The organism is Mesorhizobium sp. B2-4-7 (assembly GCF_006442685.1).
In the GTDB taxonomy this organism is placed as follows: Bacteria; Pseudomonadota; Alphaproteobacteria; order Rhizobiales; family Rhizobiaceae; genus Mesorhizobium.
The window spans coordinates 199,791-223,873 of record NZ_VFVH01000009.1 but is presented as its reverse complement, the minus strand read 5'-3'; the positions used below and the strand labels follow the sequence as shown (position 1 = coordinate 223,873).

The 24,083-nt window shown below is 63.0% G+C and carries 24 protein-coding genes, 1 tRNA gene and 2 pseudogenes; 19 read left to right on the top strand and 8 right to left on the bottom strand.

Translation table 11 applies throughout. The annotated features are described in order from the left end of the window. Nucleotides 1-47 precede the first annotated feature (47 nt). Nucleotides 48-1,262 (top strand): UbiH/UbiF family hydroxylase, encoded by a 1,215-nt coding sequence (locus tag FJ946_RS22925; RefSeq protein WP_140564549.1) that lies wholly within the window; start codon nt 48-50, stop codon nt 1,260-1,262. Nucleotides 1,263-1,421: 159 nt separating this feature from the next. Then, nucleotides 1,422-1,745, top strand: coding sequence for a heat shock protein HspQ (gene hspQ, locus FJ946_RS22920; protein ID WP_181165343.1), 324 nt, complete (start codon nt 1,422-1,424; stop codon nt 1,743-1,745). A 92-nt stretch (nt 1,746-1,837) separates the two neighbouring features. Here the strand turns inward: hspQ and FJ946_RS22915 are convergent, their stop codons facing one another. Beyond that, nucleotides 1,838-2,467, bottom strand: coding sequence for an invasion associated locus B family protein (locus FJ946_RS22915; RefSeq protein ID WP_140498608.1), 630 nt, complete (start codon nt 2,465-2,467; stop codon nt 1,838-1,840). Nucleotides 2,468-2,692: 225 nt separating this feature from the next. Here FJ946_RS22915 and FJ946_RS22910 point away from each other — a divergent pair, with 225 nt between their 5' ends. From FJ946_RS22910 to mgtE, 4 genes are all read left to right on the top strand, one after another. Further along, on the top strand, nt 2,693-4,513 hold the full coding sequence (locus FJ946_RS22910) for an extracellular solute-binding protein (protein WP_140498609.1): 1,821 nt from the start codon (nt 2,693-2,695) through the stop codon (nt 4,511-4,513). A 70-nt stretch (nt 4,514-4,583) separates the two neighbouring features. Further along, nucleotides 4,584-5,264 carry a DsbA family protein gene (locus FJ946_RS22905; RefSeq protein WP_140564548.1) on the top strand — a complete coding sequence of 227 codons (681 nt, stop codon included), beginning with the start codon at nt 4,584-4,586 and terminating at the stop codon, nt 5,262-5,264. Nucleotides 5,265-5,879: 615 nt separating this feature from the next. Beyond that, a complete protein-coding gene (locus FJ946_RS22900) occupies nt 5,880-7,784 on the top strand; it encodes an ABC transporter ATP-binding protein/permease (RefSeq protein ID WP_181165342.1) in 1,905 nt (634 codons plus the stop codon). A 290-nt stretch (nt 7,785-8,074) separates the two neighbouring features. Beyond that, nucleotides 8,075-9,439: a magnesium transporter gene (gene mgtE, locus FJ946_RS22895; protein WP_140564547.1), complete on the top strand. Its 1,365-nt coding sequence runs from the start codon at nt 8,075-8,077 to the stop codon at nt 9,437-9,439. A 52-nt stretch (nt 9,440-9,491) separates the two neighbouring features. Here the strand turns inward: mgtE and gor are convergent, their stop codons facing one another. From gor to rpiA, 3 genes are all read right to left on the bottom strand, one after another. Next, a complete protein-coding gene (gene gor, locus FJ946_RS22890; RefSeq protein WP_140564546.1) occupies nt 9,492-10,883 on the bottom strand; it encodes a glutathione-disulfide reductase in 1,392 nt (463 codons plus the stop codon). A gap of 118 nt (nt 10,884-11,001) precedes the next feature. Next, complete coding sequence (locus FJ946_RS22885) at nt 11,002-11,598, bottom strand: DUF2059 domain-containing protein (RefSeq protein WP_140515392.1); 597 nt, start codon at nt 11,596-11,598, stop codon at nt 11,002-11,004. Between the two features lie 22 nt (nt 11,599-11,620). Further along, nucleotides 11,621-12,316, bottom strand: coding sequence for a ribose-5-phosphate isomerase RpiA (rpiA, locus tag FJ946_RS22880; RefSeq protein ID WP_140564545.1), 696 nt, complete (start codon nt 12,314-12,316; stop codon nt 11,621-11,623). A 387-nt stretch (nt 12,317-12,703) separates the two neighbouring features. Here rpiA and FJ946_RS22875 point away from each other — a divergent pair, with 387 nt between their 5' ends. The 5 genes from FJ946_RS22875 to FJ946_RS22855 all read left to right on the top strand — a co-directional run bounded on the left by FJ946_RS22875 (nt 12,704) and on the right by FJ946_RS22855 (nt 15,410). Continuing rightward, nucleotides 12,704-13,387, top strand: a complete 684-nt coding sequence (locus FJ946_RS22875) for a phosphoglycolate phosphatase (RefSeq protein ID WP_140498617.1) — start codon at nt 12,704-12,706, stop codon at nt 13,385-13,387. A 373-nt stretch (nt 13,388-13,760) separates the two neighbouring features. Then, a tRNA-Val gene (locus FJ946_RS22870) sits at nt 13,761-13,835 on the top strand. A 196-nt stretch (nt 13,836-14,031) separates the two neighbouring features. Continuing rightward, the gene (locus tag FJ946_RS30830) at nt 14,032-14,205 is read left to right on the top strand and encodes a hypothetical protein (RefSeq protein WP_181165341.1); all 174 of its coding nucleotides are present in this window, start codon (nt 14,032-14,034) and stop codon (nt 14,203-14,205) included. 304 nt (nt 14,206-14,509) lie between these two features. Further along, the gene (locus FJ946_RS22860; protein ID WP_140525200.1) at nt 14,510-14,767 is read left to right on the top strand and encodes a PepSY domain-containing protein; all 258 of its coding nucleotides are present in this window, start codon (nt 14,510-14,512) and stop codon (nt 14,765-14,767) included. A gap of 166 nt (nt 14,768-14,933) precedes the next feature. Then, nucleotides 14,934-15,410, top strand: a complete 477-nt coding sequence (locus tag FJ946_RS22855) for a hypothetical protein (protein ID WP_140557197.1) — start codon at nt 14,934-14,936, stop codon at nt 15,408-15,410. Between the two features lie 4 nt (nt 15,411-15,414). Here the strand turns inward: FJ946_RS22855 and FJ946_RS22850 are convergent, their stop codons facing one another. After that, nucleotides 15,415-17,310 (bottom strand): murein L,D-transpeptidase, encoded by a 1,896-nt coding sequence (locus FJ946_RS22850; RefSeq protein WP_140564544.1) that lies wholly within the window; start codon nt 17,308-17,310, stop codon nt 15,415-15,417. 224 nt (nt 17,311-17,534) lie between these two features. Here FJ946_RS22850 and FJ946_RS31295 point away from each other — a divergent pair. Together FJ946_RS31295 and FJ946_RS22840 are read left to right on the top strand one after the other, a co-directional pair. Next, nucleotides 17,535-17,714 (top strand): annotated as a pseudogene (locus FJ946_RS31295) (TetR/AcrR family transcriptional regulator); the annotation flags it as partial. A gap of 72 nt (nt 17,715-17,786) precedes the next feature. Next, nucleotides 17,787-18,188 (top strand): rhodanese-like domain-containing protein, encoded by a 402-nt coding sequence (locus tag FJ946_RS22840; RefSeq protein WP_140498621.1) that lies wholly within the window; start codon nt 17,787-17,789, stop codon nt 18,186-18,188. Between the two features lie 7 nt (nt 18,189-18,195). On the opposite strand, the gene FJ946_RS22835 is transcribed toward FJ946_RS22840, so the two are convergent. Then, complete coding sequence (locus FJ946_RS22835; RefSeq protein WP_140564543.1) at nt 18,196-19,107, bottom strand: alpha/beta fold hydrolase; 912 nt, start codon at nt 19,105-19,107, stop codon at nt 18,196-18,198. A gap of 47 nt (nt 19,108-19,154) precedes the next feature. Here FJ946_RS22835 and FJ946_RS22830 point away from each other — a divergent pair, with 47 nt between their 5' ends. Beyond that, nucleotides 19,155-19,607, top strand: a complete 453-nt coding sequence (locus tag FJ946_RS22830) for a MarR family transcriptional regulator (protein WP_140548466.1) — start codon at nt 19,155-19,157, stop codon at nt 19,605-19,607. Between the two features lie 21 nt (nt 19,608-19,628). On the opposite strand, the gene FJ946_RS22825 is transcribed toward FJ946_RS22830, so the two are convergent. Together FJ946_RS22825 and FJ946_RS22820 are read right to left on the bottom strand one after the other, a co-directional pair. Next, nucleotides 19,629-20,240 (bottom strand): pyridoxamine 5'-phosphate oxidase family protein, encoded by a 612-nt coding sequence (locus FJ946_RS22825; protein WP_140564542.1) that lies wholly within the window; start codon nt 20,238-20,240, stop codon nt 19,629-19,631. Nucleotides 20,241-20,303: 63 nt separating this feature from the next. Next, entirely contained in the window at nt 20,304-20,657 is a 354-nt protein-coding gene (locus tag FJ946_RS22820; RefSeq protein WP_140561222.1) for a DUF971 domain-containing protein, read from the bottom strand. A 197-nt stretch (nt 20,658-20,854) separates the two neighbouring features. Between FJ946_RS22820 and moaA the strand changes: the two genes are divergently transcribed. The 5 genes and pseudogenes from moaA to FJ946_RS31580 all read left to right on the top strand — a co-directional run. Continuing rightward, nucleotides 20,855-21,850: a GTP 3',8-cyclase MoaA gene (gene moaA, locus FJ946_RS22815; RefSeq protein WP_140561224.1), complete on the top strand. Its 996-nt coding sequence runs from the start codon at nt 20,855-20,857 to the stop codon at nt 21,848-21,850. Nucleotides 21,851-21,904: 54 nt separating this feature from the next. Then, nucleotides 21,905-22,378 carry a hypothetical protein gene (locus FJ946_RS22810; protein ID WP_140561226.1) on the top strand — a complete coding sequence of 158 codons (474 nt, stop codon included), beginning with the start codon at nt 21,905-21,907 and terminating at the stop codon, nt 22,376-22,378. A 117-nt stretch (nt 22,379-22,495) separates the two neighbouring features. Further along, on the top strand, nt 22,496-22,855 hold the full coding sequence (locus FJ946_RS22805; RefSeq protein WP_140498628.1) for a hypothetical protein: 360 nt from the start codon (nt 22,496-22,498) through the stop codon (nt 22,853-22,855). A gap of 119 nt (nt 22,856-22,974) precedes the next feature. Further along, complete coding sequence (locus FJ946_RS22800) at nt 22,975-23,895, top strand: DMT family transporter (protein ID WP_140515383.1); 921 nt, start codon at nt 22,975-22,977, stop codon at nt 23,893-23,895. A gap of 42 nt (nt 23,896-23,937) precedes the next feature. Further along, nucleotides 23,938-24,030 (top strand): annotated as a pseudogene (locus FJ946_RS31580) (molybdenum cofactor guanylyltransferase MobA); the annotation flags it as partial. Nucleotides 24,031-24,083: the final 53 nt, after the last annotated feature.

Sequence of the window (24,083 nt, the reverse complement as noted above, 5' to 3'; positions counted from 1 at the left end):
GTGGCGGGGCGCGTGCGCTGCCCCGCATCGCAAGCCGGAAGCCGATCTTGGAGCATCAGAAAACAACACGGATACTCATCGCCGGCACGGGGCCGGCAGGGCTGATCGCCGCGCTCGGTTTCGCCGATGCCGGCTTTCCGGTGACGCTCGTCGGGCCGGAGGCATCCGCTCCCGATGGCCGCACGACGGCACTGATGAACCCTGCCTTGAAGGTGCTTGAGCGGCTGGGCGTCCTCGCCGACATCAAGCCGCAGGCCGCGCCCCTCAAGGTGATGCGCATCGTCGACGCGACCAACCGATTGATCCGCAGTCCGGTCGTCACCTTCCGCGCCAGCGAGATCGACGAGGATCAGTTCGGGCTCAACCTGCCCAATAGCGTCCTCATTCCCGCGCTCGCCGGCAGGGTTGCCGCGCATTCCGGGATCGCGTGGCTGACATCCATGGTCGATGCCTGGCATCTCGGCGCCGATAAGGCTCGCGCGGCCCTTGCCGACGGCAGCGTGATCGAAGCATCCCTGGCGGTTGCCGCCGACGGACGCCTGTCGCCGGCGCGCCAGGCGGCGGGAATCTCGACCGCCGCGCGGACTTATCCTCAGGCAGCGCTGGTGCTCAACTTCTCCCACAGCCGCGATCATGCCTTCACCTCGACCGAGTTCCATACCGAAACCGGTCCGTTCACGCAGGTTCCGCTGCCCGGCAACCGCTCGAGCCTGGTCTGGGTGGTCAAGCCGGAAACCGCCACGGAACTTGCCGCGCTGGACGATGCGACGTTGTCGCTGCGGGTCGAACAGCGGATGCAGTCCATGCTGGGCCGGGTGACGGTCGAGCCAGGCCGGCAGGTCTATCCGCTTGCAACGGCGACGCCGCTGCGTTTTGCGCGCGACCGGGTGGCGCTTGTCGGCGAAGCCGCCCACGTATTTCCGCCGATCGGCGCGCAAGGGCTCAATCTTGGCATCAGGGATATCGACGATCTTATTGGAATCGCGAATGAAAATTATGAAGACCCAGGGGCCGCGAAAGCCCTCGCCATCTATGACTTCAAGCGCCGGCCCGATATTCTGGCGCGCAGCAGCGCGGTCAATCTACTGAACATGTCGCTGCTTTCCGACCTGCTGCCGGCGCAGATGGCGCGCGGTGCCGGGCTCGGCGTGCTTGGTGGTTTTGCACCGCTTCGCGCTTTCTTCATGCGCGAAGGGCTCCGTCCCGGCAGCGGGTTTGCGGCGCTTGGCGGTGGCTTGGGAAAGCAAGCGCGCCAGCAGTGAGCTTGCGAACACATTTGCTGCCGGCAGGCATCGATGGCCGGCAACTCGCCCACAATCTTTGCTCCGTATCACACGCAGCTTGAGGACGCTCAAAGCTTCGGGATTGAATTGATTCGGAGTCTGCGCCAAATAAAGCTAAGGAATTCAGTGGTGAGTACGATGAGAACAGCCAAATTCGCGATCGGACAGGTGGTTCGCCATCGGCTGTTTCCGTTCCGGGGCATCATTTTCGATGTCGATCCGCAATTCGCCAATACGGAGGAATGGTACGAGGCGATCCCCGTCGACGTGCGCCCGCGCAAGGACCAGCCGTTCTACCATCTGCTCGCCGAGAATTCGGAAACCGAGTACATCGCCTATGTGTCCGAGCAGAATCTGCTCGAGGACCAATCGGGAGAACCGGTCCGCCACCCGCAGATCAAGGAAATGTTCGACAAAAAGCCGGACGGACGCTACGAACCGAAACGGCAGTCCAGGCATTGATCACCTCAGGCACTGATCAGTGAGTCAGGTGCAGAAGCAAAAAAGCGGGGCATGACCCCGCTTTTTTGTGGCTTTGAGAATGCCCGAACCGATCAGTTCGCGGTCTTCGCCTTGTCCTGCTCTTCCTTGAGCTTCTTGGCGAAGTCCTGGTTGTTCTTGGCGACGAAATCCTGGAGCTTCTTCTGCCGGTCCTCGATGTCCGACTGCTGCAGCGGCGGGCCGTCATAGGCGCCGCTGAAGCCCTGCAGCGCGACCTTGATCGGATTGGGCTGGTTCTGGAAATTGATCGAGGTCAAGGTGAGCGCCTGGCCCTTCTTGAAGGAGGCGACGAGCTGGTCGGTCAGCGGCACTTCCGCCACGCAGCGGTCGGGGAAGCAGACCACATATTCAAGCTTCTGCGTTTTGCCGGTATCGATCTGGAGGCCAATGCCGGCACCAACCAGACGACCGGTCGGAACCGTCACCTGGAAGACCTTGCGGTTCACCTTGCCTTTCAGCTCGATCAGGCTCACGCCGGTGACCAACTGGCCGTTGCCGGCGGTGGTGATGTTCTGCACGTTGCAGATGTCGACGTCTTCCTGCTTTGTGCAAGCCTTGAACCAGCCCTGCGGGATCTGTTGTTGCTGCTGTGCGGAAGCAACGGGAATTGCCGCGCCCAGAAAGCCGATCACGCCAGCGGCCATGACCGACAGGCGGTACGCATTGCTGTTCAGGCTCGTCATGTCGTGCACTTCCTCTCAAATGATCCCGGGGACCCGCTTCTTCGCGCCGTGTGGTCCAGCTACCTGTTGCCGAAATGAGGCAACAGAATGACTTCGGACGGCGTGTTACACTGCAAGCGGTGCCGAATCCAGCCCGCAATCTGCGATTCTTGGCAACGAACATTGGCGGTGCCCCATGCTAGTGTGCGCACCGAATCATCAAGCCGACCCGGTAAGGAGACGGTCATGGGCCGCGTTCTCGTTTGGCTGATCACCGCGACATCATTTTTCGCCCTTTCGCCCCTGCCGGCGGCGTCGGAACCCAGATATGCAATTGCCATGCAGGGTGAGCCGGCCCTGCCGCCCGACTATGCGCATTTCGACTACGTCAATCCCGACGCGCCGAAGGGCGGCAGCATTACCTATTGCGTCGTCGGCAGTTTCGACAATCTCAACCCCTTCATCCTGAAGAGCCTGCGCACCACGGCGCGCGGCATGATGGACACGATCTTCGGCAATCTGGTCTTCGAGCCGCTGATGCAGCGCAATGCCGACGAGGCCTTCACGCTCTATGGCTTGCTTGCCGAGTCGGCTGACATGGATTCCGAGCGCAAGAGCATCGAATTCCATCTCAACCCGAATGCCAAATGGTCGGACGGCCAGCCGGTGACGCCGGAGGACGTGCTGTTCACCTACGATGCCTATACGCAGAAAGGCCGTCCGCCCTACAGCGACCGCATGGCCAGGATTGCCAAGCTTGAGAAGACCGGCGACCACAGCGTGCGGTTCACCTTCAACGACAAGGCCGATCGCGAATTTCCGCTGATCATCGCGCTGACGCCGATCATCCCCAAGCACGCCTTCGACATCGAGACTTTCGACAGGACGACGCTGAAGCCGTTGATCGGCAGCGGCCCCTACAGGATCGCACAGGTGACGCCCGGCCAGCGCATCGTTTTCAAGCGCAACCCGGACTATTGGGGCAAGGATATTCCGGCCAAGCGCGGCTTCGACAATTACGACCAGATCACTATCGAATATTTCCTCAACGCCAATGCCAAGCTCGAGGCGTTCAAGAAAGGCCTTTGCGCCATCGACGACGACAGCGATCCGGTGAAGCGCGAACGCGATCTGGATTTTCCCGCTTTCCATAGGGGAGAGGTGGTTGCCGAAACTTTCGACACCGGTATTCCACCCGTCGTGACCGGTTTCCTGTTCAACACGAGGCTGCCGAAATTCTCGAACCCCGTGGTGCGTCAGGCGCTCGGCATGCTCTACGACTTCGAATGGGCCAACAAGAACCTGTTTGGCGGCAAATACGCGCGAACGATGAGCTACTGGCAGAATTCCGAGCTTTCGGCGCTCGGCCATCCGGCCGACGACAGGGAAAAAGCGTTGCTGGCGCCCTACCCCGGCCGCGTGCCGGCCGACGTCATGGACGGAACCTGGCGGCCGCCGGTGACCGATGGCTCGGGCCAGGACCGAAAGGTGCTGAAAGCGGCTTTCGATCTCCTGAAAAGCATCGGCTACCACCTGCAGGGCGGCACGATGCTCGACCCCGAGGGCAAGCCCTTCGGCTTCGAGATCCTGACCGCCTCGCAGGACGAGGAGCGTCTCGCCGGCATCTACCAGCGCACGCTGGAAAAGATCGGCATCGATGTCTCCATCCGCAGCCTCGACGGCGACCAGATACAGTCGCGCAAGCAGCGTTTCGATTTCGAGGTGCTGATCGGCTCGAGCGGCTTCAACAATTCGCTCTCGCCCGGCATCGAGCAGATCGGGCGTTGGTCATCCTCCGCCGCCAAGGCTGAAGGTTCGTTCAACCTCGCCGGCGTCGCCGATCCCGCGGTGGACGCTGCGATCGAGGCCATGTTGCGCGCCCGCACCAAGGAGGATTACGTCGCCGCCGTGCGCGTTCTCGACCGGTTGCTGATCTCCGGCAACTACATGGTGCCGATGCAGCACAACACGCAGCAATGGATCGCTTACTGGAATTATCTGGACCATCCGCGAAAGACCCCCATATTCGGTTACCAGTTGCCGACCTGGTGGCGCAAGCCCAACTGAGCATGGGCCCGAGGAGTGAAAGCCGGTTCTCGGGGAAGTGCACGGCACCCAAGACGTTCAGGAGATCGAGATGAGCCAAGCGAATGCGATCACCATAGACGTGGTGTCCGATGTCGTGTGCCCATGGTGCTTCATCGGCCAGAAGCGGCTGGACAAGGCGGTCGCCGCCGCCGGCGAGGTGGATGTGCATATACGCTGGCGGCCGTTCCAGCTTGACCCGACCATTCCGCCGGAAGGCAAGGATCGCCGCGAGTATATGCTGGCCAAATTCGGCAGCGACGAACACATTCGCCAGATCCACGCCCGTATCGAGCCGCTCGGCGAAGCCGAAGGCATTTCCTTCGCTTTCGGCGCCATCGAGGTCGCGCCCAACACGCTTGATGCCCATCGCGTCATCCGCTGGGCCGGTGCGGCCGGCGAGGACGTGCAGAACCGGCTGGTGCGCCGCCTGTTCCAGCTGAATTTCGAGGAGGGCGCCAACATCGGCGATCACGCCGTGCTGGTCGAGGCGGCGCGCGAGACCGGAATGGACGCATCCGTTGTCGAGACGCTGTTGCCGACCGATGCCGATGTCGAGGCGGTTCGCACCGAGATCGCCACCGCGTCGCGCATGGGCATATCAGGCGTGCCATGTTTCCTGCTGGAGGGCAAATATGCGGTGATGGGCGCGCAGGACGTCGACACGCTCGCCGACGCCATCCGCCAGGTAGCCGCCGCCAAGGCGCGTGGCGAACTGGAAAAAGTCGACTGAACCCGACCTTCAACGCAGGATTTTCAAGCAGCCCTCCCCGGGCGTGAGGCAACGCCTGGCCCCGGTGGGTTCCGCGATCGTTGGCTTTGCCGGCGTCGCGGCCTGCCCTGACGCCGCCGGTCCGGTCGATCGATGGTTTGCCCAGCGTCTCAGGTCATTTCCGGACCTCCGGCGTGGACATGCCGGCGAGGAATCAGGCGTCCAGGGCGACGTGTTTTCCGGAATTTGATTAGCCTGCAATGAAAAGCCGGGTTGCCGGGCAGGCCAAGCGGGTCACAAAATCGTGCGAACGCTTTCCCTAGGGGAAGGTAGAGACGTCGCGCCCTGATGCCGCGTAACTAGCTGACATCGTTAGGGTAAATCCGTTGTTCGTCGGCTTTAGCGCGACGCTCGGAAGGCCGGACCTGTTGCCCCGCAGCCACGGCATCCACTTCAATCCCGCTGCCCCCCTATAAAAATTAATGGAAAATGATCAATTGGTGTTACCATCCGTAACAATACTAAAAAGGTTTGGGCGGGATTGTGATTCGGGTCGACAGACCACCGCAACTGTCAGGAACAGATGGACTACACAGCGATGCCGCAAGGCGGTCGCTTCTGACCCCGGTTTCCTCGATGCGCAGCTTCTGGGGCCTGATGCGGGCCTACTGGGTCTCGGACCGGTGGAAGGAGGCCTGGACGCTGACGCTGGTGATCGCGCTGCTCACCGCTCTGTCCAGCAAGGCCGGCGTCTGGTTCGCAGAAGCGTCCGGAGAACTGGTCAACTCGATCGCCTTCTTCCACGACGCCGCCAACACCACCCCTCTCCAGACGCTTTTGGCCAATGCCGGTATTTTGGTGCTGCTGGTCGTGCTCAAGGACGCCGGCTTCACGGGCATCCGCAATCTCGTCTCAGCAACCTTGCACCGCAAATGGCGCGGTTGGCTCGACAGCCGTTTCAACGAGGCGCTGCTGGACGGCAACCACACCCATTTCCACGCCCAGCATGCCTCGACCGGCAATGGCGCGCCGGCCCCCGACAACATCGATCAGCGCGTCCAGGAATCGATCAAGGACATGACGGGCGGCGCCATCGGGCTGGCCATGGGTGTGCTGGGTGTCGCCACCTCGCTCTATTTCGTCGGCCAGAAGCTGCTCGAGACCTCCGTCGAGGTAAAGGGGCTCGAATTCCTCGGCAGCTATGGCAGCGCCATCCTCGCCCTCCTTGCCGTCGCCATCTATGTGCCGCTCAACACTTGGATCGCGGTAAAGCTCGGTGGCATGCTCGAGCGTCTCAATGTCAGGATGCAGCAGGCCGAAGGCAGTTACCGTGGCGAGCTGACGACATTCCTGCGCCGCAGCTTCCATGTCGCGGCCTCGCGGGGCGAAAGCGTTCAGAGGACCATGCATGGCCGCCTCTATGGCGATATTGACGGCACATGGACGCGGCTCAACATCGTCAACACCGTCTACATGTCGTTCGAGCTGATCTACAATTTCATCGGCGCCCGCATTGTCGCCTATGGACCGGGCCTTGTGCCGTTCATCCACAACGGCTTCGACCTGAAGGGCTACATAACCGGCTCCGAACTGGTCAATTCGCTGATCGGCCAATGTTCGTGGTTCATCCATGTCATGCCCGCCATCGCCACCCTGCGCGCCAACAGCCAGCGTGTCACCGAGTTGGCCAATGCGATCGAGAACGTTCAGCACCCCCAGGAATTCTACAGCCAGAGCGGCCGTTCCGACTTCCGCTACGCCAGCCAGAACCCGGTTTTTGGCTTGACCATCCAGAAGCTCGAACTGGCGCATCAGGGTGAGGACGCAACGCCTTTCCTCGTAGCGGCGAACCTGCGCTTCCGGCGCGGCGAATGGACCTTCCTGAAAGGCGAATCCGGCTGCGGCAAGACCTCGCTAATCAAGGCCATCAACGGCCTGTGGCCCTACGGCCGCGGCACCATCGTCTTCCCCGAAGGGGTGAAGAGTTTCTATGCAGCCCAGGAGGTCAAGCTGCAGCAGGTGACCCTGAAGCAGCTGGTCTGCCTGCCGGGCTCCGAGCACGACCATGGCGACGCGCAGGTCGCGTCCGCGCTGCACAAGGCGGGTCTGGGCGACTTCATCGAGAATATGGGCGACGAAAGCCGCGAAGGCAAAAGCTGGGATCAGGTCCTGTCCGGCGGTCAGAAACAGAAGCTGGTGGTGGCCCGCATCGTGCTCCATCAACCCGGGCTACTATTCCTGGACGAGGCGACCGGCGCACTCGATCCGGAGGGCAAGGTTGCCTTCCACCAGGCGATCAAGGACAACTGCCCCGATGTAACGGTGATCAGCGTCATGCATGAAGCGGTGGCGCCGCGATCGGTCACCGGCGCCGAGTTCTACCACTCGATCGTCGCGATCGCGGACGGCGTCGCCACCAAGAAGCCGCTGGTGCCGAGCCTGCCTCCCGAGCTCACCACCATTCTCGCACAGCCAGGGCCGGTGCCAAGGCCGGTCGACGACAAATGGCTGCGTTTTCCGCGCCGGCTGAAGCAGAAGTAGCCGGACTCGCCGCGGCATAGGCCGTCCAGCCATTTTACCGTTTCGGCGCGATACGCTTCAGCGATCACAGTCTCGCGACTGGGGCATGTTGCCCGCATTTTCCTCGATCACCTCGATTGACAGGGCAAGGCGAGCTCCTATGTTGCGCCCGCTCGCAGACATCAAACTCGAACCCGCGAGCGGAAAGGTCACCGCGCCATGCCTGGCGACAGTCACAGTCGAACGCAACCGCCGTCCGCCCTGACGTGACCTCGACGGTTCACGTCTTGCCGGACGGCAAGGAGTGAACCATGAACGATTTTTCCCCCGTAGCGGACGACGAGGCCGTCGCCATCGCCCGCGTCCTTGCAAACGACCATGTCGCAGACGTGGTCGAAGCGCTCAACCGCGAGTCGCGCGAAACGGCGACCGAGCTGCTTTGCGAAGTGCCGTTCGAACGGCTGGTCGATATCTTCGACCAGCCGGAGCTCGAGGGCGCGCCCGAGCTGGCGGAGGCCTTGCCTCGCGCCAAGGCGGGCAAGCTGCTTACCGCCATGTCGGTCGATCGCGCTGCCGACATCCTGCGCGATCTTGACGAACCCGCCCGCTCCGAGCTGCTCGGCGTGCTGGCGCCCCCGCTGCGCGCAACCCTGCTCTCGATTCTCGGTTACCCCGAAGGCAGTGCCGCTTCGATCATGACGACGGAGTTCGTCAGCGTGCCCTCGGACTGGACCGTCGGCCGCACGCTCGACTACATCCGCAAGGTCGAGCGGACGCGCGAAACCGTCTACGCCATCTACATCGTCGATCCCGAGACGTATCTGCTCATGCGCTCGACCGGCCTGCGCCGGCTTATCACCGGCGAGCCTGACGATTCGATCCTGTCGGTGGCGCCGGACCGCGTGCCGGTGACCGTCACGCCTTTGACCGATCGCGAAACCCTGGCGCAGACGATCTCCAAATACGATCTGCTCGCCGTTCCCGTCGTCGATCACGGCAAGATCCTCGGCATCGTCACCATCGACGACATCATCGACACGATGATCGAGGAGACGACGGAGGACGTGCATCGCTTCGGCGGCATGGAGGCTCTGGACGAGCCCTACATGAAGATGAGCTTCCTCGCCATGATCCAGAAGCGTGCCGGCTGGCTGTGCGCGCTGTTCATCAGCGAGATGCTGACGGCCAACGCGATGCAAAGCTACGAGAGCGAGCTGGAAAAAGCGATCGTGCTGACGCTCTTCATTCCGCTGATCATGAGTTCCGGCGGCAATTCCGGCTCGCAGGCGACCTCGCTGGTCATACGCGCGCTGGCATTGCGCGAGATCGGCCTGCGCGACTGGTGGCGGGTGGCGTTGCGCGAATTGCCCACCGGCCTCCTGCTCGGGGCGATACTCGGCGTCGTCGGCATCTGCCGCATCGCGCTCTGGCAGTATTTCGACTTCTACGACTACGGCCCGCACTGGCCGTTGATCGCCGCGACGGTCGGAGCGGCATTGGTCGGCATCGTCACCTTCGGCTCGCTGTCGGGTTCGATGTTGCCGTTCGCCTTGAAACGCATCGGCTTCGACCCGGCCAGCGCGTCGGCGCCGTTTGTCGCCACGCTGGTCGATGTCACCGGGCTTGTCATCTATTTCTCGGTGGCGCAGGTGATCCTGCGCGGCACGTTGCTGTAGCAGCTCTCCTAGCTGCGTCGCGGCAAGCACCTTGCCGCGGCGCGTTTGTCCGTCAGTCTACGCGCTCGCCATCCTTCACTCGGTAAGTCGGCTTGTACATGGTCACAAGCTCTTCCGCGGCCGTCGGATGCACGGCCATGGTGCGGTCGAAATCATCCTTGACCAGCCCGGCCTTCAGCGGAATGGCGAGAAGCTGCGCCATCTCGCCGGCATCCGGCCCCAATATGTGCGCGCCGAGCACCTTCTTCGACGCGCCATCGACCACCAGCTTCATCAGCATTTTTTCGTCGCGGCCGGACAAGGTGTGCCGCATCGGACGGAATGCCGCGCGATAGATCTCGATGTCGGGGAAGCGCTTGACCGCCTCGTCTTCCGACAGGCCGACCGTGCCGATCTCCGGCTGCGAGAACACGGCGGTGGCGATCGTGTCGTGGTCGGGCGCGGTCGGGTTGCCCTTGAAGGCGGTCTCGACGAAGCACATCGCCTCGTGGATCGCCACCGGCGTCAGTTGCACGCGATTGGTGACGTCGCCGATCGCCCAGATGTTTTCGATGTTGGTGCGGGAGTACGCGTCGACCTGGATCGCGCCGGTCGCGGTCATCTCGATGCCGATGCCTTCCAGTCCCATATTCTCGGTGTTGGGGATGCGGCCGATGGCGAGCATCACCTGGTCGACCGTCAGCGTCTGGCCGCCGGTGAGCAACGCGTCGAGCCGGCCGTCCGGCCGTTTGCGGATCCATTCCGAGACGGCATGGCAAAGAATCTTGATCCCCTTCTTCTCCATCGTTTCGTGCAGCATGCGCCGCAGGTCCATATCGAAGCGACTGAGGATCTCCTTGCCGCGATAGACCAGCGTGGTGTCGACGCCCAGGCCATGGAAGATGTTGGCGAATTCGACCGCGATATAGCCGCCGCCTTCGATCATGATCGACTTGGGCAACTGCTCGAGGTCGAAGGCCTCGTTGGAGAAGATGCAGTATTCGTGGCCGGGCAGTGCCGGGTGCGGCGCCGGACGGCCGCCGGTGGCGATCAGGATCTGGTCGGCGGTGACGGTACGGTCCTCGTCCAGAAGATGCACCACATGCGGGTCGACGATCATGGCGCGCGTGTGAAAGGCCTCGCCGCCGGCGCCCTCGACGTTCCTCTTGTAGATCGCCTCCAGACGGCTGATCTCGCGGTCCTTGTTGGCGACCAGCGTGGGCCAGTCGAAACTGGCTTCCGGCACCGTCCAGCCATAGCCGGCGGCATCGGCGAAATGCTCAGGAAATTGCGAAGCATAGACATAGAGCTTCTTCGGTACGCAGCCTCTGATGACGCAGGTGCCGCCGAAGCGGTATTCCTCGGCGATGCCGACGCGCTTGCCGAGCGCTGCGGCGACGCGCGCCGCCCTCACCCCGCCCGAACCGCCGCCGATGACGAAAAGATCGTAGTCGTAAGCGGCCATTGCGCGGCTCCTTGAGCTTCGGAAAATGTGAGTGACAGGTAGGCCGCAAAGCATAAAAAGAAAAGCCCGGACAAGCCGGGCTTCACAGATGGCCGCAGGGCCGTTTGGAATGGCAGGATCAGTTCTGCGTGTCGTCGGCAGGAGCCGACCCATCGGCAGGCGCGGCGCCATCGGCGGGCGCGGCCGCATTAGCAGGTGCTGCCGGCGCTTTCGCCTTGGCCGCTGCGGCCAGCGTTTCACCGACCTGCTGGGCGAGGTCACGAGCAAGCCCGTTCTGCCAGATATCGGCGGCCTTCACCAGGTCGCGCGTCACGGCCGGGCCGCTCTCGAGGAGCTTCTTGCCGGAGTCCGAATTGTAGAAGGTCGCGATGTCGTTGAGTTCCTGTTCGGAAAACACCTTCGCATAGGCAAGGGCCGCTTCCTTCTCCAGGTCGGCCCGGCGCGAGGCAAGCGCCAGCGCCTTCTCGCTGATCGTCTTGGCGATCAGCTCCTGCATGTCGGGGTTCTTTTGGATGAGCTGCGATTCGAGGGCGGCGGCGGCCTGCGGCAGGATGTTGTCGAACGGGTCGGTCGCATGGATCGCGGTGACCGCGGCGCGCGCCGCCTTCAGGTGCGCTTCGGTGACGTCCTGCGAGAACGCCGGCGAAGAGAAGGCGAAGACGGCCGATGCCGCCAGAAGGACGGACAAGCGGCGAACCCGGTTATGCAACATCATGGTCGATAGAACTCCCTGTTTTTCAGGCGGCATGGACGGTTTGGATGCCATCGCCCCCGGCGATGATGGCCGCTGACGCCAGCCCGATGAAAAGACCGTGCTCGACCACGCCGGGAATGGCGTGGAGAGCATTCGATAGCGCTCTTGTATCCGGAATGCGGCCAAAAGATGCATCGAGGATAAAGTGGCCGCCGTCTGTAACAAAAGCCTGGCCGCCCGTCATCCTCAATGTAACCGGACCGGAAAGGCCGAGCCTTGCAGCCGCCTTGCCGATCGCGATTTCGGTTGCGCGCAGGCCGAACGGGTTGACCTCGATGGGCAATGGAAAACGGCCGAGCGTCTCGACCATCTTGGAGCGATCGGCGATGACGATCATGCGAGCGGAAGCCGCCGCGACGATCTTCTCGCGCAGCAATGCGCCGCCGCCGCCCTTGATCAGCGTTAGTGTGGGGTCGACTTCGTCGGCGCCGTCCACGGTGAGATCGAGTTCCGGCGTGTCCTCCAGTGTCGACAGCGGCACCCCAAGCTCGCGGCACAGCGAGGCGGTGCGCTCGGACGTCGGCACGCCGATGATGGTCAGGCCGGTGGCCACCTTGTCGGCAAGCAGCCGCACGAACTCGTCGGCGGTGGTGCCGGTGCCGATGCCGAGCCGCATGCCGTCGGTGACATGGGCAAGGGCCGCCCGCGCGGCTTCGACCTTCAACTGTCTTGCATCCATGCCGCTTTTACCGCCCCGGAACCTGGTGTTTGCGGCTCCTACCATTTTTGCCGGCCCGGTCAAAGCCCTTGCAGCGGCGTAGGTTGATGACGTTCGGCCTCCCGTCAATGGTGTGCCCGCGCGGCCAGCGAGCGATGAGCGGGTAACGTTCATAGGAATTTTTTCTTATATGCCATTGACTGGGTGAAGGCAGTTATGCTACATATTTGCCTATGGTGCAGATTTGCGCCGGGACCCGCCGCACTGGCGGGTTTTTTCATGGCTGGCGGTTCGTCGCGAATGCCCGGTCCGGGGAGCTTGCTTGCCTGAACGAGCCTGCCCGGCGCTTGCCTTGACGCGCCGCAGCCTTTATCGCCTGCCCATTGCATAAACTGCCCAGGATGGATCATGACCCGCCCGATCATCGTGTTCGACCTCGACGGTACGCTGATCGACACAGCACCGGATTTGCTCGACAGCCTGAACCACAGCCTTGCCGCCAGCGCGCTCGCGGCCGTCGACGAAGCCGGCTTCAGGCGCTTCGTCGGCCATGGCGGCCGCGTGATGATCGAACGGGCGCACGCCGCGCAGCAACGGTCGCTCGATGTCGCCGAACACGACCGGCTGCTGAAACTGTTCCTCGACCACTACACCCTCAACATTCCCGGCAAGTCCCGCCCCTACCCCGGCGTCCTCGAGGCGATCGCGCGCTTCGAGAAAGCCGGCTACCTCCTGGCCGTCTGCACCAACAAATACGAGGCCAACTCGCTGGCGCTGATCGAGGCGCTCGGCCTGACCAAACACTTCGCGGCGATTGCCGGACAGGATACCTTCGCCTTCCGCAAACCCGATCCGCGCCACCTCACCGAAACCATCAAGCGCGCCGGCGGCGACCCGCACCGAGCTTTGATGGTCGGCGATTCGCAGACCGACATCGACACCGCGAAAGCCGCCGGCATCCCAGTGGTGGCCGTCGACTTCGGCTACACCGACCGCCACGTGCGCGAGTTCGAGCCCTCGGCGGTAATCTCGCATTTCGACGCGCTGACGCTGGACCTAGCTGAGCGGCTGATCGCCGCGGCGCAACATTGAACGGATAGCGGGCGGCCGGGACAGGTTCAATGACAGTTTCCTGTTTGCGGCGGATGCCTCTAATGATCGAAGTCGGCGCCGCCCCTCATCGCCCTGCCGGGCATTTCTCCCCGCACAGAGACGGGGAGAAGGGTCTGGCCGGAACGCTGGCGCCTCCATTGCAACGTTAAAAATTGGCGAAAACGGCGACACAGCCCCCTCCCCGTCTATACGGGGAGAGGATGCCGGCAGGCAGGTGAGGGGCGGCGCCGGCGCTTGAAAGAGTATGACGAAACCTGAAGCGATTGCCCCCTGTGAGAACGCCGGACACCGCCTTGACTTACCCGGCCGCCCTCCCTTATATCGCGGCTCGCTTGGCCTTCGGGCAACGAGCGGGCGATTAGCTCAGCGGGAGAGCACACCCTTCACACGGGTGGGGTCGCAGGTTCAATCCCTGCATCGCCCACCATCCAACTAAACTGATTTGTTGGATGACTAGGCCCCTCCACTTTGTCCAAAAAAGCTACTGGCGCGTAGGCCAAACAGCTTGGCGCCTCGCCCTTATTGATTTTGGGTTTCCGTCACCATCTGTCGGTTTGTTTGTATGCAAATCAGTTGGGCGACGCTATGGTAGCTCCCTCAACGTCAGATTCTCGGGGGAGAACATGGCAGAACACGCCGTTGAAATCGTCAGGGAAAAGTCGTGGTCGGTTCGCGTGACCGTCAATGGCGTCACCACCACCGTCCCATTCTCAGCCGAAAGCTATGCGCGCTCATACGCCGACGGTCAGGCGTTCCGGCTGGGTGTGCAGGTGGCAGAGCTTAAGCGGTCAGCCTGACGCGTGGGGGTTGAGAAGCCCTCCGAAAAATTGCAGGTAGGCGACGAAAGCCGGATCATGTGGGGCGACGGCGAGCAGGCTCGGCCCGTGCGGGCGAGCAGGTATTCGAGAATCGCGATCGATTCGACCATGATCATTCGCCGTCTTGTAGCGCCGGGACAAAGCCGGCGGGGTTGATTGCAAGAAAATCGGGAATTGCTCGAGGGCAGTCACAAAGCCGATGCATAGCCTGGCCATCCATCCCGCCTGGGGAACAAACCTCCCCATCACTGAGTTTCCCCCTGTCGAAACTTGAGGGAAAACCATGACCAGATTTCTCGTGGCGACAAGCGTCGCCGTTCTTCTCGGCTCCGGCCCGGTTCTGGCGGCCGACGAAAAACCGCTGCCGCCGCCCAATGCCAAGAAATTGTCTGACATCATCGCCAAGGTCGAGCAGCGCGATGGCTTCCGCTATGTCAAGGAGGTCGACTGGGATGATGGCGCCTATACCGTCACCTACTACACCGCCGACAAGGCGAAGGTCGAAATCACCTATGATCCGGTGACAGCCGAACCCAGATAGCTTCGTCAGGGGAAACCTGCGGGACGGGCAACCCGTTCTACGATCCCTCCCGGCAATGATCACCGGTCCCATCTGAAAATGCCGAGCCTGCGGCGTGAGATGTGCCCGCCCTTGCGCCAATGCACCTTTGATGGCTGATTACAGCGGAGCTTCACGGGGGGTATGCATGGCGACGGCCAGGCATGTGTTGAAACGTATCTTGATGGTGCTTGCCGGCTATCTCGTCGCCGTGCTGGTCGGCCTGATCGCCGTTGTCGCGATCTATGCCGTGCTGAGCTCCCTACCCAATGCGCCCCGGTATTTCGACCTCATGGGCGTCTCGCCGATCGCGGCGCTGGTGGTGCCGCCGCTCGGCATGTTCATCTATTTCCTGACGATCGTGCTGACCGGGGTGCAGACATTGGTGTTCGCATTGATCGCCGAATGCTTCTCGTTGCGCGGCTTCTGGCTACACATGCTCTTCGGCGGTGCGGCGGCGGTCGGCGGCTTTGCCCTGATCTGGCCGAGCGCGCTCGAGGACATGGCGTCGGAGCGCTGGGCCGATATAGGCATCATCGCCGCTGCCGGCCTGGTCGCCGGGCTTGTCTACTGGCTGATCGCAGGGCGCGACGCCGGTTTCCGGCGACCGCTCTCGGCCCGCTGAATTCTCAGCTCGACGGCGAGCGTGCCGCTTCGGTGGCGTCCAGGGCCTGCTTCAACCGCGTGTCCCGGTCGTAGACGTCGTTGAAGTATTCGACCTTGCCGGACATGTCGGGCCATGCAGTGAAATAGGCGACGTAGACCGGGATTGTGCGCGTCACGCTCTCGGTCGAATGGCCGTGCTTCAGCTTCTCGGCGATATCGTCGACCGAGGTGCCCAGCACCGCAGCCGCCATGCCCCGCGGATCCTGCAGCCGCACGCAACCATGGCTGAGCGCGCGCATATCGCGCTGGAAGAACGACTTCTGCGGTGTGTCGTGCATGTAGATGGCGTGCTTGTTGGGGAACAGGATCTTCAATTCGCCCAGCGCATTGGCCTCGCTCGGGAGTTGGCGCACGCTGTAGGGGATGTTCGCGCCATAGCCGCCCCAGTTGACCGCCGAGGACGGAATGCGCTTGCCGCGCGAATCGGTCACCTCATAGCCGGCCCGGTCGAGATAACCCGGATCGCTGCGCAATCTCGGCAGCATTTCGTTGACGATGATCGACTGCGGCACCCCCCAATAGGGATGGAAGTCGACCTGCTTGATCTGGTCGTAGAAGAAGGCGGTCTGGTTGGTGGTCCTGCCGATGACCGCACGGGTTTTCAGCTTTTCCTCGCCATTGTCGATGTAGCTCGCCGTGAAGGCTGGCTGGTTGATGAACACACGCGGGCTGCCGAGGTCGGATGGCAGCCAGCGCAGTTCTTCCAGCGCCACCTGTACCTTGAGCAACCGGTCGGCCTTGGACGTTCCGGCCAGCGACGCGACGGTGCGCGGTCCGATGACGCCGTCGCCCTTCATGCCTGCTTTTTGCTGCACCGCCTTGATGACCGGGACCAGCTCAGGGAGGTAGACGTCGCTGGTGGCGAGCCGCGACAGCACTTCGCCGTAGGCGCCGCCCATCTCGTCGTCGAGATCGCGCGCGATCAGGCTCAGCAGCTTGGGAAGCTCGGGACTGGTTTCGCCCGGCTTCAGCAACAGGTTGGGATCGACGACGATCTCGTTTTCGGCGCTCGCTTGCAGCGACTCCAGCTCGACGCGCAGCGCCTGGTACTCCGGGTTCTGCGGATGCCGCGATTCGAGATAGGTGCGCACTTCCTGGGTGTGCGCCAGCGTCTTCAAAACGCCTTCCATGTCGAGCGGCTTGGCGGGGAAATCATAGTAGCCGGTCATGCGGTTGGGTTCGACGCGGCCGCTTTGGGCATCATGGACATAGCGAAGCACGCGAGCCGACAGCGCCATTTCGAAGCGCACGAACTCCTTCAAACGTGCAGCGGCGTCACCAGTCGACGCAGCGGCGGTCGGCACGTCGACCGTGTAGTCGGACGGTGCCAGGCCGTAGCTCGCCGCCTCGCCAAGCACCCGCACCGCGTCCTGTGCGCGGCTGTTGGCGTTGGCTCCGGTCACCCAGATGAAATCCGGATTGGCCGAATAATAGGCGATCAGCGCCTTGGCGATATCCGGCTCCGCATAGAGCTCGTAGTCGCTCAGTCCGGCGATTGCCTCGCGAAAGGCGTTGCCGGTGGCTGAGGGCACGAAGGCGGCGTCCTGCGGCGTCGCCGGCTGCGGCGCTGCCGTAAGCGCCGAGAAGTCGACGCGCACGAGCTTGTCGGCTTTGTAGGTGTAGTAGGAAGGGCTGCTGATCTTCACGCTGCCGCCGCCACCACCGCCGGCGGATACGTTGGGGTTCGGCTTGCGCCTTGGTGGCGGAGGAGGAAACTCACCTCGCGGCTCGTGCCTTACGCCGCCGCCGAAAAGCATGTCGAAAAGCCCCTGCGCGCCTGCTTGCGGCGTTCCCAGGGCCAGCGTCGCCACGAGCGCTGCAAGCGGCAACGCGGTAGCTTTGTTTCCCGGCAATTTCATGGTCACCCGCTCCAGCCGCAACCGGCTCCGTTCCGCACGCTCGTGCGTCTTGCCCACCGCATGGCGGATGTAAGACGCGACTATACCGATTCATACCGATTTCGTTAAGCTTTCATAAATTTTGGGGCGGCTGTGGCAGAACGGTTTCACAACATCGTGACGGCCGGAGCGGACACAATCCGCTCCGGCCGTCGAAGCCCAGGGGCGTCGTCAGACCTCGGCGCATGGCCGTGGGCGAATTGCCGAGGAGTTTCGACTGCGAAGCCGCTGCGACCTTTTGCGCGACGGCTCAACACGGCATGTCGATCCAGGGCCGCGACGGTGCTTCGCATGCGGCCCTGCTGGCGACCGCGGAGGGGGCATTGGCGGCCTGGAAGACGATAGCCGGTCCCGACGCGGGATGACAAACGCCGGGCGTTGTGCTCGAAATCCGAACGGACGGAGCGCCAGTCTAAACGGGCCGGGAGGATCGAACGGTGAAAAAGGGTTATCGCGAACTGCTGGACGAGGCGAATGCCGAGATCGAAGTGCTTTCGCCCGAGGAAGCGGCAGCCCTGATCGAGGACGAAGGCACCATCTTTGTCGACCTGCGAGATCCTCGCGAGATTGAACGCGACGGCAGGATTCCCGGCGCGAAACATGTCACCCGTGGCATGCTGGAATTCTGGATCGATCCCGAGAGCCCTTATCACAAGCCGTTCTTCGCTTCGGGAAAGAGCTTCGTGTTCTTCTGCGCCGGCGGCTGGCGTTCGGCGCTCGCCACCAAGACCGCGCAGGACATGGGGCTGTCGCGGGTCAAGCATATCCTTGGCGGCTACACCGCCTGGAAGGCGGCCGGACTGCCGGTGGAACCCGGCGAGAAGAAGAAACAGCCCTGATTGCGGTTCAATGGAGCAGCGACGGCTCCCGTTGCGCGGCCACGAAGCTGACGGCGCGTTCCACCACGCCCTTGTCCGCCAGGATGCGGCGATGGCCGAGCCCTTCGGCCCAGTGGAGCAACACATGGTCACCGGCGCCGGCATAACGCCAGGCATGATCGGCCGAGACTTCGCGATCGTCGGGTGCGTGGATGACCAACGTCGGCACCGGCGCCTGGGCAAGCTGCCGATCGCCGGTGAATTCGTGCAGCGGCCGGCCGGAAAGATATTCGACACGGTCCGCCATGGCGGCCTGCGAGCGCGGACCGACATTGAGCATGCGGCTGAAGTCGGCGAAGATGGCCGGCAATGAACTGGGCGCGGCGATCAGCACCAGGCGCCCGGCCGCCAGCGGCGCAATGTTCCTGATCGATCCGGCGATTGCATTGGCGGCGACGGCGCCGCCGAAGGAATGACCGACCACCGCCGCGAACGGGCCGAACCATTCGCCCGCGATTCGCACCGCATCCACGGCATTGACCATGTTCAACCGCCGGCCATGCGATTGGCCGTGGCCGGGAAGGTCGAGCGAGACGACCCTGTAGCCGGCGGCGCGGTAGCCCTCGATCAGCATGCGCATATATTCGGTGCGCGAGCGCCACCCATGAACGACGAGAACCGTTCCGGCGGACGCCCTGCCTGGCTCCGGACGGAATTCATGCACCATGACGCAGCCGGACCCGGCTTTCAGCCGGTTATGCCGCGCTTCGGCCATGAAATCTGCCGCGCGGTCGACGGCACGGCGTTCGCCCTCGCTCAGCACCCTGGCGTTCGGCGTACGGCAGAACAGCTCGAATGCGGCGCGCCCGGTGAGGCGGGGGGCGACATGTTCGGCGGCCCCGAATACACCCCGGATGACCTTCAGTCCGAATGATGCCATAGTGGGAATCCATCCATACGTTCAAGCATGAACATAATAGTTCAAAGATGAACAATAAACAAGAGCTGCCCTGGGACAACCCGCGGTTTCGCAACTGGGTCGCGGTTGCGCGCGCCTGCCATGTGCTGGAGCGCACGCTTGCCGTGAAGCTCGCTCCGCTCGATCTGAAACCCGCGCAGCTCGATGTTTTGATGAATCTCTACCGCCATCCCGGCATGTCGCAGCACGATCTCGCCCGCAAGCTGCTCGTCGGCCGCTCCAACATCACCATGCTGTTGCCGCAGCTCGAGGCTCGCGGCCTGCTGCGCCGCGAAGGCGACGAGAAGGACAAGCGCATCCTGCGGCTGGCCCTCACCGAAGCCGGCGAGGCGCTGCTGATGCAGGCGCTGAAGGTGCACATGGCGCTGATCGAGAAAGCGATGAGCCAGTCGACGCCGGAGCAGTGCGACATGATCGGCGAGCAGATGCGCAAGATCTACGAGGTGTTGAAGGACGCCTGACCGCCATTGCGGTCCAGCGGATCACCACATCGTCTTTTTTGCCCGCTCCGGCCATTCCTTGTCATAGGTTTCGCCGTCGATGTTCCTGCGGCTGGTGATCTCCAGGATCTTTCCTGGCGTCGGCAGGGACTTCGGATCGACATGCCTTTCCGGGTTCCACAGTTCCGACCGCACGATGGCGCGGGCGCATTGGAAATAGACCGTATCGACATCGATGACGCTCACCGAGCGTGCCGGCCTGCCGTCGACCGTGAACGACGCGCAAAGCGCGGCATCCGTGGTGATGTGCGCGCGGCCGTTGATACGCAGCGTCGTGCCGGAGCCCGGCACCAGGAACAGCAGCCCGACGCGGGGATCGCGAATGATGTTCTTCAGCGAATCGGCGCGGTTGTTGCCGCGCCGGTCCGGCATCATCAGGGTTTTCGGATCGACGATGCGCACGAAGCCGGCGAGATCGCCGCGCGGCGAGCAATCCAGCCCTTCCGGCCCGCTCGTCGCCAGCGCGACGAAGGGCGAGGCGTCGATGAAGGCGGCGTATTCGGGAATGACGTGGTCGAGTTCCTTGACCACCGAGGCTTCGCCGGGCAGGCCATAGAACGCTTCAAGCTGTTCGACGGTGGTTATGATGGACATTGTCTTGTCTCCCGATCCGCCGCCCCTACTCCCGCTCCATGACATCTTGACGACGCCCGCCGGCTAACGGTCGCGGCTGAGACCCTTTTGTGCCAGCTCGGCAAGATAGGCATTCCAGCGCGCATCCTTCTCGTGGCCCAGCGTGTGCAGGTAATTCCAGGTGAAGATGCCGGTGTCATGGAAATCATCGAAGGTTATGCGGACCGCGTAGTTGCCGACCGGTTCAATTTTGAGGATGGTGACATCGCGCTTGCCCGGAACGGTCACCCGCTGGTCCGGCGAATGGCCCTGCACCTCGGCCGACGGCGAGGCGACGCGCAGCAGCTCGGCCGGCAGCTCGAATGGCTGGTGGCCGGGAAAGGTCACGGAGAGCAGTTTGCGGTCTTTGGAGACCCGCAGTTCCTTCGGCGCCGTCATGGTGTTTTTCCGTTTCGAACCGCCCTTCCCTACGCCGCTTCGCCGGATTGGAAAAGCCCGTACCAGGCAGCCGACATCCGGTGTCGGTCGGGGAATGTTACCAAAGATCGAGAGCGGCTATCTTGAACGACAGGCCGGATCGTATCACATAGCGATATATAACGCCGTCGTTCACAGCCACGGGAAACGCTTCACGCATGGACATGATCGATCCTTTCGGCCGCACGATCAGCTACCTGCGCGTGTCGGTCACCGACCGCTGCGATTTCCGCTGCACCTATTGCATGGCCGAGGACATGGCTTTCCTGCCCAAGAAGGACCTGCTGTCGCTCGAGGAACTCGACCGGCTGTGCAGCGTCTTCATCGCAAAAGGCGTGCGCAAATTGCGTCTCACCGGCGGCGAGCCGCTGGTGCGCAAGAACATCATGCACCTGGTCCGCCAGCTGTCGCGTCATCTCGAAAGCGGCGCGCTGGAAGAACTGACGCTGACCACCAACGGCTCGCAGCTTTCGCGTTTTGCTGCCGAGCTCGCCGATTGCGGCGTCAAGCGCATCAATGTTTCGCTCGACACGCTCGATGCCGACAAGTTCCACGCAATCACCCGCTGGGGCCATCTCGGCAAGGTCATGGCCGGCATCGATGCGGCCCAGGCGGCGGGATTGAAGATAAAGCTCAACGCCGTGGCGCTGAAGGATTTCAACGACGCCGAATTGCCTGAGATGATGCGCTGGGCGCATGGCCGCGGCATGGACCTGACCGTCATCGAAACCATGCCGATGGGCGAGATCGATGCCGACCGCACCGACCAGTACCTGCCGCTGTCGCTGCTGCGCGCCTCGCTGGAGCGCCAGTTCACGTTGACAGACGTCCCGTTCAAAACCGGCGGTCCGGCCCGCTATGTCCATGTCGCGGAAACCGGTGGCCGGCTCGGCTTCATCACGCCGATGACCCATAATTTCTGCGAGAGCTGCAACCGCGTCCGGCTGACCTGCACCGGCACGCTCTTTATGTGCCTGGGCCAGGAGGATGCCGCCGATCTCAGGGAGCCGTTGCGCGCGTCCGAAGGCAACGAGCTGGTCGGCGCGGCGATCGACGAGGCGATCGGGCGCAAGCCGAAGGGGCATGATTTCATCATCGACCGCCGCACCAGCCGCCCCTCCGTGTCGCGGCATATGAGCGTCACCGGCGGCTGATTTTCCCACGGATCTGGTGCAGGATCGCTTCCGGCTGACTGCTGGAGGAATGGAATGAAGTGCGCGCGCTCGGTACTGGCATTCGTTGCGGCGATCGCGGCAATCCCGTCGGCTGCCGCTCCTTTCACCTACACCAACGAGCGATTCGGCACGGTCTGCACCTTTCCCGATGATGTTTTCACCGACCGCCAGCCCGAACCGGACAATGGCGACGGCCAGCAATGGCTCGCGCCCGACGGCGCCAGCCTGATCTGTTCCGGCATCCTCAATATCGACAACGACACGCCGAAGAGCTTCGTTGCGGCCGAGAAGACAAGCACCCAGGCGGGTTACAAGGTCACCTACAGCAGGACGGGAAAGAACTGGGCCGTGCTTTCGGGGCTGAAGGCCGGGAACATCTTTTATGAGCGCCGCCTGTTCGGCAAGGACGGCGTCATCCGCACCGTCTGGATCGAATATCCGCCGGCCGTGAAGTCGAAATACGACCCGCTGGTCAGCGCCATCGCCGCCAGCCTCGAGGGACCGTGACTATTGCGGCCATGCCGCAATAAATCTCCGCCGGCGGATGCCCGCCTGATTTACCCCAGCCGTTTTCGCGCCTAGCCTTCCATCCGGTAGCGGCTTTCGCTCCGTGGGGAAAACATTATGCGCAAATTCATCTTTTCTGTTGCCTTGCTCGGCCTCGCCGCCATGCCGGCGGCGGCGCAATCCATCGGCGGCACTTACGATGTCGCCGGCACCAATTTCGATGGTTCGGCCTATGGCGGCGAAGCAACCATCACGCTGACAAGCGGCACGACCTGCACGATCCATTGGGAAACCGGCGGCTCGTCCTCGGACGGCATCTGCATGCGCAACGACAACGCCTTCTCGGCCGGCTATGTCCTGGGCAAGGAGATCGGCCTTGTCGTCTACAAGATGGATGACGACGGCTCGCTGCACGGCCTGTGGACGATCGCCGGCAAAGACGGCAGCGGCACCGAGGTGCTAACGCCGAAGAAGTAAGGCCGGTCATCCGCGGTTGAAATTCTGGGCCGCGATCAAGGCCGTGGCCCAGCCCTTTGTCGTTGCTGTTTCGGTCCCGGCTGCTACAGGCTTTTTTCAAAGCAGAACCGGTAGAGATCTTGCCCCTTTCTCCCAATCTTCGCGGTGCGTTGTTCATGGTGGTGGCGATGGCCGGCTTCACCCTCAATGACGCCATCACCAAATATTCGTCGCAGTCGATGAACATGGCGCAGGTCATGCTGATCAGAGGCGCATTTGCCTCGCTCTTCGTCGGCCTGCTTGCCTGGCAGCGCGGCGCGCTGGTCCGGCCGCGCTCGATGCTGCAGCCACTGGTGGCGCTGCGCGTCCTTGCCGAGGCCGGCGCGACGGTGACCTTCCTGGTCGCGCTTGCCCATTTGCCGATCGCCAGCGTCTCGGCCGTCCTGCAGGCACTGCCGCTGGCCGTGACGATGGGCGCGGCCCTTGTCTTCGGCGAGGCGGTCGGCTGGCGCCGCTGGCTGGCGATCGCCGTTGGATTTGCCGGCGTGTTGGTCGTGGTGCGCCCGGGCTTCGAGGGGTTCAGCATGTTTTCGCTCGTGGCGCTGGCCAGCGTCGCCTGCTGCGCAGTGCGCGACCTCGCCACCAAGCGGATTCCGCAGGCTATCCCCACGCTGCTCGTCTCCACCGCAACGGCATTGGCCATGACCATGGTCGGCGCGCTGCTGCTGTCGCCGATGGGCGGCTGGACACCGATGACGGGAAAAGCCACTGCGCTGCTGGCGCTCGCAGCGGTGCTGGTGCTCATCGGCTATCAATTCATCATCATGGCGATGCGCTCGGGCGAGATTTCCTTCATAGCGCCGTTCCGCTATACGGCGCTGCTCTGGTCCATTGTGCTCGGCCTGCTGGTCTTCGGCGATGTCCCCGACATGACTATGATCATCGGCGCCAGCACAATCGTGGGCTCCGGCCTTTACGCGCTTTATCGTGAGCGGGTCGTCGGCCGGCGCAGGATCGTCGCGGAAAGCACTGGTCCTGCCATGGCCCCGGACGGCATATAAGAGGCTCGCGGGGAATTTTCGCGAAGGCGCACGGGCTCGATGATGGTGAGAGATATTGCGGGATTGATGCTGGCCGGCGTTCAATCCAGACGCAGGGGCGGCGGCGACAAGACCTTGCTGCGGCTCGAAAGCGGCTGGCCACGGCGGCCGATCAACATCAACATGCCCGACGATCTTGCCAAGGCGGC